Origin of the sequence: Pseudomonas sp. OVF7 (genome assembly GCF_030644265.1) — a bacterium.
Lineage (GTDB): Bacteria > Pseudomonadota > Gammaproteobacteria > Pseudomonadales > Pseudomonadaceae > Aquipseudomonas > Aquipseudomonas gorinensis.
In genome coordinates, this window is record NZ_CP128996.1 from 7,051,757 (window position 1) to 7,065,208 (window position 13,452).

General features: G+C 61.2%; 11 protein-coding genes. 9 read left to right on the forward strand and 2 right to left on the reverse strand.

Going from position 1 to position 13,452, the window contains the following annotated elements:
• Positions 1-271: 271 nt before the first annotated feature.
• The 9 genes from QU606_RS32205 (at position 272) to QU606_RS32245 (ending at position 10,378) form a co-directional block, all read left to right on the forward strand.
• Positions 272-1,579, forward strand: coding sequence for a CitMHS family transporter (locus tag QU606_RS32205; protein WP_168233029.1), 1,308 nt, complete (start codon positions 272-274; stop codon positions 1,577-1,579).
• 68 nt (positions 1,580-1,647) lie between these two features.
• Positions 1,648-2,415, forward strand: a complete 768-nt coding sequence (locus QU606_RS32210; RefSeq protein WP_003214768.1) for a TerC family protein — start codon at positions 1,648-1,650, stop codon at positions 2,413-2,415.
• A gap of 211 nt (positions 2,416-2,626) precedes the next feature.
• Entirely contained in the window at positions 2,627-4,285 is a 1,659-nt protein-coding gene (locus QU606_RS32215) for a Na/Pi cotransporter family protein (protein ID WP_024072648.1), read from the forward strand.
• 57 nt (positions 4,286-4,342) lie between these two features.
• A complete protein-coding gene (locus QU606_RS32220; RefSeq protein WP_024072647.1) occupies positions 4,343-5,725 on the forward strand; it encodes a pitrilysin family protein in 1,383 nt (460 codons plus the stop codon).
• 71 nt (positions 5,726-5,796) lie between these two features.
• The gene (locus QU606_RS32225) at positions 5,797-6,828 is read left to right on the forward strand and encodes a DUF5924 family protein (RefSeq protein ID WP_024072646.1); all 1,032 of its coding nucleotides are present in this window, start codon (positions 5,797-5,799) and stop codon (positions 6,826-6,828) included.
• 53 nt (positions 6,829-6,881) lie between these two features.
• A complete protein-coding gene (locus QU606_RS32230; protein ID WP_024072645.1) occupies positions 6,882-8,030 on the forward strand; it encodes an ABC transporter permease in 1,149 nt (382 codons plus the stop codon).
• Positions 8,027-8,830, forward strand: a complete 804-nt coding sequence (locus QU606_RS32235) for an ABC transporter ATP-binding protein (RefSeq protein WP_024072644.1) — start codon at positions 8,027-8,029, stop codon at positions 8,828-8,830. Before QU606_RS32230 ends, QU606_RS32235 begins: the two co-directional genes overlap by 4 nt.
• Before the next feature lies 1 nt (position 8,831).
• Positions 8,832-9,770: an MlaD family protein gene (locus QU606_RS32240; RefSeq protein ID WP_024072643.1), complete on the forward strand. Its 939-nt coding sequence runs from the start codon at positions 8,832-8,834 to the stop codon at positions 9,768-9,770.
• Positions 9,767-10,378, forward strand: coding sequence for an ABC-type transport auxiliary lipoprotein family protein (locus tag QU606_RS32245; RefSeq protein WP_024072642.1), 612 nt, complete (start codon positions 9,767-9,769; stop codon positions 10,376-10,378). The genes QU606_RS32240 and QU606_RS32245 overlap by 4 nt, the downstream gene beginning before the upstream one ends.
• Positions 10,379-10,468: 90 nt before the next feature.
• Here the strand turns inward: QU606_RS32245 and QU606_RS32250 are convergent, their stop codons facing one another.
• Positions 10,469-11,698, reverse strand: a complete 1,230-nt coding sequence (locus tag QU606_RS32250) for a nucleoside recognition domain-containing protein (protein WP_024072641.1) — start codon at positions 11,696-11,698, stop codon at positions 10,469-10,471.
• A 95-nt stretch (positions 11,699-11,793) separates the two neighbouring features.
• Complete coding sequence (gltP, locus tag QU606_RS32255) at positions 11,794-13,125, reverse strand: glutamate/aspartate:proton symporter GltP (protein WP_024072640.1); 1,332 nt, start codon at positions 13,123-13,125, stop codon at positions 11,794-11,796.
• Positions 13,126-13,452: the final 327 nt, after the last annotated feature.

Here is a 13,452-nt window from a genome sequence, read left to right on the forward strand (position 1 = left end):
TCTCCCACATTTGACCTGTGTATCCCTGAAGACCGTGCGTCTTCCCACCACCCTCCGTTTGCCCAGCGAAAGCTGGTTGAAAGCTTACGCGTCTAGGATCGCCCCCCACTGCCGGCAACAGACCGGCTGTTAACAACAACAATGGTGATTCCCGATGTCCGCCCGTACCCACCTGTTCGTCCCCCCTCCACCCGTACGCCTCGTGCCTTTCGTTCTGCGCTGAACCACCCGGTTCGCCATTCCCTAGCCGCGCTACGCCTGGAGTATTCCTATGCTGACTTTCCTTGGCTTTGCCATGGTCATCACGTTCATGTTCCTGATCATGACCAAGCGCCTGTCCGCGCTGATCGCCTTGATCATCGTGCCCATCCTGTTCGCGCTGTTCGGGGGTTTCGCACCGAAGATCGGGCCGATGATGCTCGAAGGCATCACCAAGCTCGCGCCGACCGGCGTCATGCTGATGTTCGCCATTCTCTACTTTGCCCTGATGATCGACTCCGGCCTGTTCGACCCGGCCGTGCGCAAGATCCTCAAGATGGTCAAGGGCGACCCGCTGAAAGTCTCGGTCGGCACCGCCGTGCTGGCCCTGGTGGTGTCCCTCGACGGTGACGGCGCTACCACCTACATGATCTGCGTGGCCGCCATGCTGCCGCTGTACCAGCGCATCGGCATGAGCCCGCGGATCATGGCTGGGCTGATCATCCTCGCCGGCGGCGTGATGAACATGACCCCCTGGGGTGGCCCGACCGCCCGTGCAGCCAGTGCGCTGCATGTGGACCCGTCGGACATCTTCGTACCGATGATCCCAGCCATGGCCGCTGGCGTGGCAGCGATCCTGGTGATTGCCTACATGTACGGCAAGCGTGAACGTGCGCGGTTGGGTGAACTGCACCTGCAAGGCGACGAAATCGACCACAGTGAGATCAGCGTGTCGCAATTCCCGGACGCCCGCCGTCCCAAGCTGATCTGGTTCAACGGCGCCCTGACCCTGGCCCTGATGGGCACCCTGATTGCCGGCCTGTTGCCGCTTCCGGTGCTGTTCATGGTGGCGTTCAGTATCGCGATGATCGTCAACTACCCGTGCCTGCAACAGCAGAAAGACCGTGTCGCCGCCCACGCCGGCAGCGTATTGGCCGTGGTGGGGTTGATCTTCGCCGCGGGTATCTTCACCGGCATCCTGTCGGGCACCGGCATGGTCGACGCCATGTCCAAGAGCCTGCTGGCGGTCATCCCTGAAGCCCTGGGCCCGTACCTGGCGGTAATCACCGCGTTGGTGAGCATGCCGTTCACCTTCTTCATGTCCAACGATGCGTTCTACTACGGCGTACTGCCGGTCCTGGCCGAAGCGGCCAGCCACTACGGCATTACCGCGGTGGAAATGGCCCGCGCCTCCATCGTTGGCCAACCCGTGCACTTGCTCAGCCCGCTGGTACCCTCGACCTATCTGTTGGTGGCCCTGGCCGGCATTGAATTCGGCGATCACCAACGCTTCACCCTCAAGTGGGCAGTGCTGGTATGCCTGTGCATAATGTTCGCCGCATTGCTGATGGGGATTTTTCCGCTGTTCAGCACTCTATAATCGTACCGACCCACTCACCGCGCGGCGCTGCAGCTTGCGCGGTTTAACATTTGCTCAAAGGAATACACATGGAATGGCTGACCAATCCGGAAATCTGGATTGCCTTCTTCACCCTGACGGCCCTCGAGATCGTCCTGGGCATCGATAACATCATCATGATTTCGATCCTGGTCAGCCGCATGCCCAAGCATATGCAGGCGCGCACCCGGATTTTCGGCCTGGCCCTGGCCATGGTCACCCGCATCTTGCTGCTGCTGTCGATCACCTGGGTCATGCGCCTGACCGACGATCTGTTCGTGGTCTTCGGCCAAGGCATCTCCGGTCGCGACCTGATCCTGTTCTTCGGTGGCCTGTTCCTGCTGTGGAAAAGCTCCCAGGAGATGTACCACGCCCTGGAAGGTGAAGACGAAACCCACGACGAGCCAAAGGGCGCCGGGGGCAAGTTCATCTACACCATCATCCAGATCGCGATCATCGACATCGTGTTCTCGCTGGACTCGGTGATCACCGCGGTCGGCATGGTCTCCCATGTGCCGGTCATGGTCGCAGCGATCATCGTTGCGGTACTGGTGATGATGCTGGCAGCCGGCACCATCAGCGATTTCATCGACAAGCACCCATCGCTGAAGATGCTGGCGCTGTCGTTCCTGCTGGTGGTCGGTACCGTGCTGATCGCCGAAGCCTTCGACGTGCATGTGCCAAAAGGCTACGTCTACTTCGCCATGGCGTTCTCGCTGGCGGTGGAAGCGGTGAATATCAAGATGCGCACAGCCATCGCGAAAAAGAAGAAACAGCAGGACCCTGTGAAACTGCGCAAGGACATTCCGGGTCAATAACATTGATCCGTTGCCGAAATGGGGCGTTCGCGCCCCATTTTTTCATCTGCAAAAAGCTGAATTCATGACAGTTTTGTTTCAATCCCCACTTTAGCTATGCGATGCTGGCGCAGAGCCCATTCGCCAACTACAGCTTAAGTACAAGACGTAGAACGGCACGCGGCAATTCTCCTTAGCTCCTGTTGGAGCACACCCACACGGGGGGCCGAGCATGCTGACCTTGCTCAATCTGCTTTCCGCCGTGACCCTCTTGATCTGGGGCACGCACATTGTCCGTACCGGCATCCTGCGGGTCTACGGTTCCAACTTGCGCCAAGTCATCGGACAGAACATGTCCAAGCGCTGGCTGGCATTTGTCGCCGGTATTCTGGTGACGGCCATGGTGCAAAGCAGCAACGCCACGGCGATGCTGGTGACTTCGTTCGTCGGCCAAGGGCTGATGGGGCTGATGCCCGCCCTGGCGACCATGCTCGGTGCCGACGTCGGTACCGCACTGATGGCGCGGGTGCTGACGTTTGACCTGTCCTGGCTGTCGCCGCTGCTGATTTTTCTTGGGGTGATTTTCTTCCTGTCGCGCAAACAGACGCGGGCAGGGCAGTTGGGCCGGGTCGGAATCGGCCTCGGGCTGATCATCCTCGCACTGCAACTGATCGTCGAAGCCGCCGGGCCCATTACCCATGCGCAAGGCGTGAAGGTGCTGTTCGCCTCGCTGACCGGCGACATCCTGCTCGACGCCTTGGTCGGCGCCTTGTTCGCGATGATCTCCTATTCCAGCCTCGCCGCTGTACTGCTGACCGCTACCCTGGCCGGCGCCGGGGTCATCGGCTTGCACGTGGCGATCGGCCTGGTGATTGGCGCCAACATTGGCAGTGGCGTGCTGGCCTTCCTCAGCACCAGCATGCAGAACGCCGCCGGCCGCCAAGTGGCCCTGGGCAGCCTGCTCTACAAACTGATTGGCCTGCTGCTGATCATCCCGGTGCTCGACCCGCTAGTACGCTGGATGGACGGCCTGGACTACAGCGCCCAAGGCATGGTCATCACCTTCCACCTGCTCTACAACGTCAGCCGCTGCCTGATCCTGTTGCCGACCATCGGCCCGATGGCCCGGCTATGTGCCTGGCTGCTGCCCGAACGTGAAGAGGCCAACGGCAAGGCCAAGCCACGCCACCTCGACCTCGCGGCGCTGAGCACGCCGAGCCTGGCACTGGCCAACGCCGCGCGGGAAACCTTGCGCCTGGGCGACCTGATCGACAACATGCTGACCGCCATGCGTGAAGTATTGCGCGGAAAACAGACGGCCATCACCCAGGAAATGCGCAGCCTCAGCGACGACGTCGAGTCGCTCTACAGCGCGATCAAGCTCTACCTGGCGCAAATGCCCCGCGAAGACCTCAGCGAACAGGACAGCCGCCGCTGGGCAGAAATCATCGAACTGTCGATCAACCTGAAACTGGCTGGCGACCTGATCGAACGCATGCTGCGCAAAGTCCAACAGCAAAAAACCTCCCAGCGCCGCCAATTCTCTGAAGTGGGCCTGGAAGAACTCACCGGCCTGCACAGCCAACTGATCGCCAACCTGCGCCTGGGCCTGTCGGTGTTCCTCAGTGCCGACCCGGAAAGCGCCCGTCAACTGCTGCGCGAAAAGCGCCGCTTCCGCGCTCAGGAACGCCGCCTGGCACACGCCCACGTCAGCCGCTTGCAGCGCAAGATCGTACAGAGCCTGGAGACCAGTTCCCTGCATCTGGAACTGATTGCCGACATGAAGCGCTTGAACTCATTGTTTTGCAGCAGTGCCTATGTCGTCTTGGAAACCTCCGACACCGGCGCACTTTCCACCGAAGATATTGCCGACATCACACATTCGCCCTGAACGTACGGTGGCCCGTGAAGTCAGTTAAAACTGACCTCACTCGCCAGGAAGCTTGTTATGCGTCGCCTGTTATTCGCTTGCCTGCTCATGGGCTCTGCACACGCCTTTGCCTTTGATCGCCTGCAGGTCGAGGGCTACACCTTGCCCAACGGCCTGCAGTTGCTGCTCAAACCGGGCACCGAACGTGGGCACGTGGCCATTCGCCTGGTGGTGGGCGTGGGCCTGGATGACTTCAGCTGCGAGGACAAGGAACTGCCGCACCTGCTCGAACACCTGTTGTTCAGTGGCATCGACGGGGGCGGCGAAGGCGATCTGGAGGACCGCATGCAAGCCCTGGGCGGCGAGTGGAACGCCTACACCAGCAACGCCGACACCACCTTCGTGATCGAAGCCCCCGCTCAAAACCAGCGCAAGGTGCTGGACCTGCTGCTCGCCATCATCACCCGCACCACGCTGACCGACGCCAATATCAAAGCCGCCAAGCAAGTGGTCGAGCGCGAGGACGGCGGCCACTACTCGCACCTGCAACGCCTGCTGGACCGCCAGGACCTGGGCCACACCGCCAGCAACCAATTGGCCGTCGAACTGGGGCTCAAATGTGCCGAACGCGCCGAGGTTGGCCAACTGACTCGCAACCAGCTGGAGCAACTGCGCAAAAATTGGTACGCCCCCAACAACATGACCCTGATCATCGTCGGCGACCTCGACAAGCTGCTGCCGGCCTACCTGGAACGCACCTATGGCGCGCTTGACCCGGTCGAGCCGACCGAGCACCTGGCCCTGCCGGAAATCCAACACGCCGCCGCCAGCCACCGCGACCTGATCCACGGCTGGGTCGGTGACAGCGCCAAACTGCACTGGCTGTTCCCCGAGCCGGTACTGGACGACCAGCATGATGAAACCTACGACCTGCTCAAGGATTACCTGGATTGGGCGCTGTACCGCCAACTGCGCCTCAAGCATGGGCTGTCCTACGGCCCCTGGAGCGAACGCGAAGTGCTCGGTGGTGTCGGTTTCCTGAGCCTGAACGCCGACCTCGAGCGCGATAGCCTCCCTGCAGCCGAACAGGTGCTGCAAGACCTCAAGGCGCAATTGCTCAAGGACGGGCTCGACCCCACGGTATTCACCCGCCTCAAACAAGCCGCCATCGCTCGCCAGGCCTGGGCCGTGCAGGGCAACAGCGCCCTGGCCGACTATTACTGGAGCGCTTCGGGCGACTACAACAACGGGCGCTTCAGCGACCCGGTCAAACGCATCAAGGCCGTCAGCCTGGAGCAGACCAACCAGGCCATGCGCGAAGCGTTCAAGCAGCCAGGCTACTGGCGTATCGAGAAACCGCTGCTGAGCTACGACGGGCTGAGTTGGATCGGCGCCGGGGTGCTGGGGCTGATCGCCACTGTGTTGATCGGCATACGCCGCTATCGCAAACGGATCCTGTAATGAGGCACCCAACCCAGGGCTAAGACGTTATTCTGTCTGGGATTTTTTCCTACGAAGACTGTGACTGCCGAATGCCGAACCTGACTCACTACATCCAGCGCATCCTCGAACTGATGAAGCGCTACCCAGGGGTGATCGCACTCGGCGGTTTCATATCGGGGGTCAGCAGCTTCATCCTGGTGGACCGCCAGCAGGGCATGGCCAGCTGGATCGCAGTGATCATGCTGGTGAGTTGGCTGTGGCTGATGCTGGAAAACAGCTTTACCCAACTGTTCACCAAAGTCTTCAAGCGCGAAATCCCCGAACCGCTGCTGCGCTATGCCACCCAGATGATCCACCAGGAAAGTCTGTTTTTTGTACTGCCGTTCTTTTTCGTCACCACCACCTGGAACAGCGGCCAGTCGATGTTCACCGGGCTGCTTGGCGCGGCGGCGCTGGTGTCGATCACCGACCCGCTGTACTACAAGTGGCTGGCGCCCAAGCGCTCGCTGTTCCTTGCGCTGCATACCCTGACCCTGTTCGCCGCACTGCTGACCGCGCTGCCGATCATCCTGCACCTGACGACGGCCGAGAGCTACAAGCTCGCCCTCGGCGTGGCCATGGTGCTGTCGATACCAAGCCTGGCAGTGAGCTTGCCACTGCGCAGCCTCAAAGGCTGGGCGATGCTGCTGGGTGTCACGGCGGCCATTGGCTGCGCCGGCTGGTTCCTGCGCAGCTGGGTACCACCGGCAACCCTGTGGATGACCGAAGTGGCCATCAGCACCCAATTGCAAGACCGCACGCCGGGCGATGACCTCACCGAAGTCAGCGCCGCCCAACTGCGCAGCGGCGGCCTGTATGCCTATACCGCGATCAACGCACCACGCGGGCTGGATGAGCGGATCTACCACGTATGGAAATTCAACGGCAAAGAAGTCGACCGTATTGCCCTGGATATCCATGGTGGGCGCAAGGAAGGTTACCGCGCCTGGACGCACAAGCAGAACTTCCCGCCCGACGCGGTGGGCCGCTGGCAAGTGCGTGTGTTGACCGAAGACGGGCAGGTGATCGGTGTGTTGCGTTTCAAAGTGACTGACACAGCACAAACGGACAACCCAAAGTAGGCTATATCGTGCTATTACGTAGGCATTGTGGATAGCAGACAAGCTCGGAGCTTATGACCAGTAGCACCACGGCCGGCACAGCCCACCTCGATACGTCCACCGCACCTCCGTTGCTCAGGATTACGGGGGACTGGACGCTTGCCCACTATGCCAACCTGAAGAAGCTGTCAGACAAACTCGACGGCCAATACGACGCTGGCGCGCGCATCGACCTCAATGGCCTGGGCGCCCTGGACACGGCCGGTGCTTCGCTGCTGGTGGAGCTGCTGGGGCCGGCCCGCATTGAGCAATCGACCGAACAGACCGATTGCAGCCTGTCCACCGCCGACCGCGCGCTGCTCAAGACCGTCTACCGCTCACTCAATGATTTCTGCGTGCCGGAGAAAGCCCCGGAGGAGGCCACCGGCATCCAGGTGCTGGCGCGTATCGGCCGCGCGGTGGATGCGGTCTGGCAGGACAGCAAGCAACTGTTGGGCTTTATCGGCCTGATCCTTGAGACTTTCGCCCGTAGCATCTTGCGCCCCAAGCGCTGGCGCGTGACCCCCATGGTCGCCCACATCGAACAGACCGGCCTGGACGCCGCGCCCATCGTTGCCTTGCTGACGTTTCTGGTGGGCGCCGTGGTTGCCTTCCTCGGTGCCACAGTGCTCAAAAGCTTCGGCGCGACCGTTTTTACCGTGGACCTGGTGGCGTTTTCCTTCCTGCGGGAATTCGGCGTGCTGCTCACCGCAATCCTGATCGCCGGTCGCACCGCCAGTTCGTTTACCGCGCAGATCGGCTCGATGAAAGCCAACGAAGAAATCGACGCCATCCGCACCCTGGGCCTGGACCCAATGGAACTGCTGGTATTGCCACGCGTGCTGGCGCTGCTGGTAGCGCTGCCGATGCTGACGTTCCTGGCGATGCTCTCGGGGATTGTCGGCGGTGGGGTGGTGTGTGCCGTGACCCTGGATATTTCGCCGGCGATGTTCCTCTCGCTGCTGCAATCGGACATTGGCGTACAGCATTTCCTGGTGGGCATGGTGAAAGCGCCGATCTTCGCCTTCCTGATTGCCGCCATCGGTTGCCTGGAAGGCTTCAAGGTCAGCGGCAGCGCGGAGTCAGTCGGCGCCCACACCACGTCCAGCGTGGTGCAATCGATCTTTGTGGTGATTCTGCTGGATGCGGTCGCCGCGCTGTTCTTCATGGAGATGAACTGGTGAGTCGCCTACCCCGAGCCCCCAGCGAGGCGGTGATCGAGGTCCGTGGACTGTGCAATCGCTTTGGCCGCCAGAGCGTGCACGAGAACCTCGACCTGGATTTGTACAAGGGCGAAATTCTCGCAGTGGTCGGCGGCTCCGGCAGCGGCAAGTCCGTGTTGTTACGCAGCATCGTCGGCCTGCGTCGGCCCAGCGAAGGCGAGGTGCGGGTATTCGGCAAAAACCTGCCGAGCCTGCCGGAGCATGAACGCTCCCTGGTGGAACGGCGCTTTGGCGTACTGTTCCAGAAGGGCGCGCTGTTTTCCTCGCTGACGGTCACCGAGAACGTCGCGCTGCCGCTGATCGAACACGCCGGCCTGAGCCGCGCCGATGCCGAACACCTGGCGGCGGTCAAACTGGCCCTGGCCGGCTTGCCACTGTCGGCAGCCGACAAATACCCGGCGTCGCTGTCCGGCGGCATGATCAAGCGCGCCGCCCTGGCCAGGGCCCTGGCGTTGGACCCGGACATCCTGTTTCTCGACGAACCCACCGCCGGCCTCGACCCGATTGGCGCGGCGCAATTCGACCAACTGATCCTGACCCTGCGCGACGCCCTGGGCCTGAGCGTGTTCCTGGTCACCCATGACCTCGACACGCTGTACACCATCACCGACCGCGTGGCTGTGCTGGCGCAGAAGAAAGTGCTGGTGGCCGACGCCATCGATGTCGTCTCGGAAACGAACGACGCCTGGATTCACGAATATTTCCACGGCCCCCGGGGCCGCGCGGCATTGGATGCCGCTCAACCGCTCAACGAGGTATGACATGGAAACCCGAGCCCATCATGTGATGATCGGTCTGTTCAGCGTGATCGTGGTGGTCGGCGCGATGCTGTTTGGCCTGTGGCTGGCCAAGTCCAGCGTCGACACCGCTTTCGAGGATTACGAAGTGATCTTCAACGAGGCGGTCAGCGGCCTGTCCCAGGGCAGCTCGGTGCAGTACAGCGGGATCAAGGTGGGTGATGTAATCAGCCTGCGCCTGGACCCGAACGACCCGCGCCGCGTGCTCGCGCGCATCCGCCTCTCTGGCCAGACGCCGATCAAGGAAGACACCCAGGCCAAGTTGGCCCTGACCGGCATCACCGGTACTTCAATCATCCAGCTCAGCGGTGGCACGCCACAAAGCCCGAAACTCAAGGGCAAGGACGGCAACCTGCCAGAAATCATCGCGTCGCCGTCGCCCATCGCGCGGCTGTTGAATAACAGCAACGACTTGATGACCAGCATCAACCTGCTGCTGCACAACGCCAACGACATGTTCTCGGCGCAGAACGTCGAGCGCATCAGCAATACCCTGGATCATCTGGAACAAACTACCGGTGCGATTGCCGACCAGCGTGGCGATATCAAGGTGGTCATGCAGCAACTGATGCAGGTCAGCAAACAAGCCGGTGCCGCCCTGGAGCAGACCACCGCGCTGATGCGCAATGCCAACGGCCTGCTCAACGATCAAGGCAAGCAGGTATTCGGCAGCGCCGAGCAAGCCATGAAATCCCTTGAGCAGAGCACCGCGACCATCAATACCTTGCTGACTGACAACAAGGAGTCGGTGAACAGCGGCATGCAAGGTCTTAACGAACTGGCGCCGGCCGTGCGCGAACTGCGCGAAACCCTCGGCTCGCTGCGCGCCATCTCCCGTCGCCTGGAAGCCAACCCCAGTGGCTACCTGCTGGGCAGCGACAAGAACAAGGAGTTCACGCCATGAAGCGTGCTTACCAAATAATGGCCCCTGTGGCCCTGGCGCTGCTCGGCGCGTGCTCGATCCTGCCCAAGGCGGATCCGTCGGACACCTACCGACTGCCCTCGGCCCAGGCCGCCCACCAGGGAGCGCCGGTCAGTTGGTCGCTGCGCCTGACCAAGCCGCAGACCAGTGAGTTCCTCGACAGCCCGCGCATCGCCGTGGTGCCCAATGGCGATTTGATCAGCAGCTATGCGAACTCACGCTGGAGCGATCCGGCGCCCGTGCTGTTGCGTAATCGCCTGTTGGACGGGTTCCAGCGCGATGGGCGAGTGACCCTGTTGAGCACCGACGACACCAATCTGCAGGCCGACTATGAGTTGGGCGGACAGTTGCAGGCGTTCCAGAGTGAATACCGGGGCAGTGCGGTGGACGTGTTGATCCGCCTCGACGCACGCCTGGTGCGTGGGAGTGATCAGCGGATTATTGCCAGCCGGCGGTTTGAAGTGCGCCAGGCAGTGACAGACACCCAAGTGCCGGCGGTGGTGGCGGCTTTTGGCCAAGCCGGGGATCAGTTGAACAGGCAGGTGGTGGAATGGGTTGTTCAGCAGGGTAACGGTACTGTGAAACGCTGAGGGCCTCATCGGGGGCAAGCCCCCTCCCACATTTTGAATGTGTTCACAGATCAACATGTGGGAGGGGCTTGCTCCCGATAGCATCCAGCCTTAACCGAAGAACCAGTAGCACACCGCAATCGCCGCCACTACGCCAGCAAACTCAGCCAGCAACGCACACCCTACGGCATGCCGCGCCCGCTGGATGCCCACCGAACCGAAGTACACCGCCAACACATAAAAGGTGGTTTCCGTACTGCCCTGAATCGTCGCCGCCACCAACGCCGGGAAACTGTCCACCCCCTGCGTCTGCATGGTCTCAATCAACATCGCCCGGGCCGCGCTGCCGGAGAATGGCTTGACCATCGCGGTCGGCAGGGCATCGACAAAGCGCGTGTCCATACCGGTCCAGGCCACCACGTGGCGAATGCCTTCAAGGCCGAAGTCCAGTGCACCGGAGGCGCGCAACACGCCCACCGCGCAAAGCATGGCCACCAGATACGGCAGCAGGTTCTTGGCAACATCGAAGCCCTCCTTGGCCCCTTCGACAAACGCCTCGTACACCTTCACCTTGCGCAACGCACCGATCACCACGAACAGCATGATCAGGCCGAACAGCGTCAGGTTGCCGAGGATAGAGGACAGGCCGGCCAATGCGGTGGCTGACAAGGTCGCCAGCAACGCCATGAAACCACCCAGCACCAGCGCACCAGGAATCAGGTACGCCAACACCACCGGGTCCCACAGCCGCAGGCGCTGCATGATCGCGACCGACAACAAGCCCACCAGCGTCGACGCACTGGTGGCCAGCAGAATCGGCAGGAATACCAGCGTGGGGTCGGCAGCGCCTTGCTGGGCGCGGTACATGAAGATGGTCACCGGTAACAACGTCAACGATGATGCGTTCAGCACCAGAAACAGGATCTGCGCGTTACTCGCGGTGTTGGGGATAGGGTTGAGTTCCTGCAACGCCTTCATGGCTTTCAGGCCAATGGGCGTCGCGGCGTTGTCCAGGCCCAGGCCGTTGGCGGCGAAGTTGAGCGTGATCAAACCGATGGCAGGGTGGCCGGCGGGCACTTCCGGCATCAGGCGGCGAAACAGCGGGCCAAGGGCCTTGGCCAGCCAGTCGACAATCCCGGCTTTTTCGGCAATCCGCAGGAAGCCCAGCCACAACGTCAGGGTGCCGAACAGCAGCACCATCACTTCCACCGACAACTTGGCCATGGCGAAAATACTTTCCACCATCGCCGCAAAAATACCGGCGTTACCGCCGATCAGCCATTGCGCCAGTGCCGACACCATTGCCACGACAAAGAAGCCAAGCCACAGGCCATTGAGCATCAGTTGAATCCCCCGAAAGATGGGGCGAATGATAGCGGGGCTGGCAGAAACGACAAACCCCGGATTTCCCGGGGTTTGTTTCGTTCACGCGGGTTTCAGCCGCGGCTGGCCTCACCGACCGGAAGCGCTTGCTTGCTGCGCCAGTGCGGCAGGGAGTTCCAGTAGCGCTCGCCCTTGGCGTCGTCGTACATGCCTTCCCAACGGGAGATCACCAATACCGCCAACGCGTTGCCTATGACGTTGAGTGCGGTACGCGCCATGTCCATGATGCGGTCGACACCGGCAATGAACGCCAGGCCTTCCAGCGGAATGCCCACACTGCCCAGGGTGGCCAGCAGCACCACGAAGGACACGCCCGGTACACCGGCGATGCCTTTGGAGGTGACCATCAGGGTCAGTACCAGCATCAACTGCTGGCCGATCGACAGGTCGATGCCGTACAGCTGGGCAATAAAGATCGCCGCGATGCTCTGGTACAGGGTCGATCCGTCAAGGTTGAACGAGTAACCGGTCGGTACCACGAAGCTGCAGATAGCCTTTGGCGCGCCGTAGGCCTCCATCTTCTCGATCACCCGTGGCAGCACGGTTTCGGAGCTGGCGGTGGAATAGGCCAGCACCAGTTCATCCTTGAAGATGCGCATCAGCTTGATCACCGAGAAGCCAAACAGGCGAGCGATCAGGCCCAGGATCACAAAGGCGAAGAACAGGATGGCGACGTAAACCAGGATCACCAACTTGGCCAGCGGCAGCAACGATGCGAAGCCGAAGTTGGCGACGGTCACCGCGATCAGCGCAAAGACGCCGATAGGGGCGTACTTCATGATCATGTGGGTGACTTTGAACATGCTCTCGGACACGCCCTGGAACATTGTCACCAGCGGCTCGCGCAGTTCCGGCTTGAGGCTCGACAGGCCCAGGCCGAACAGCACGGAGAAGAAGATGATCGGCAGCATTTCGCCACGGGCCACGGCGGCGAAGATGTTCGAAGGGATCAGGTTGAGGATGGTCTGGATGAACGCATGCTCATGCTGCACTTCGGCGGCAGTGGCGGTGTACTTGGAGATATCGACGGTACCCAGGGTACTCATGTCGATGCCGGCACCGGGGTGGAACAGGTTGGCCAGGAGCAAGCCGACCACAATGGCGATGGTGGTGACGATCTCGAAGTAAAGAATGGTTTTGACGCCGATGCGACCGAGTTTTTTCGCGTCACCCACCCCGGCAATGCCGACGATCAGCGAGGAAATCACAATCGGGATCACGATCATCTTGATCAGGCGGATAAAGATATCGCCTGCCGGCTGCAACACATTGCTGATCCACCAGGCCTTTTCAGCACTGAAATGGTTGAGCACTGCACCGATTGCGATCCCCAGTACCAAACCGATGAGGATCTGCCAGGCGAGGCTTAGCTTTGCCTTCTTCATGTCATTACCCTTACTTCAAGTGGACTTAAGGCACATGCGCCATCTGGAACGCTCGGAAGCGAAAAAGTGAGTGCATCTGCCTCCATGGAAGGTCACCGCAGCGTGGCCGAAATGGCTTACTGGCAGGCGAAAAAAGGCGCAACTATTCCCATGCAAGGGGGCGACGTCTAATGCCGTAAACGCCTACCCCATGCCGAATCGGCATGACTTTTTTGAATAATAACTGTCCGAACGGTCAGTTCAAATGCGACAGATTGCCAGGTGAATATGCCGTGAACTGGCCGATTCAGGCTCGCACAGAGATTCAGGGCGAGTTGTGGTCTACGG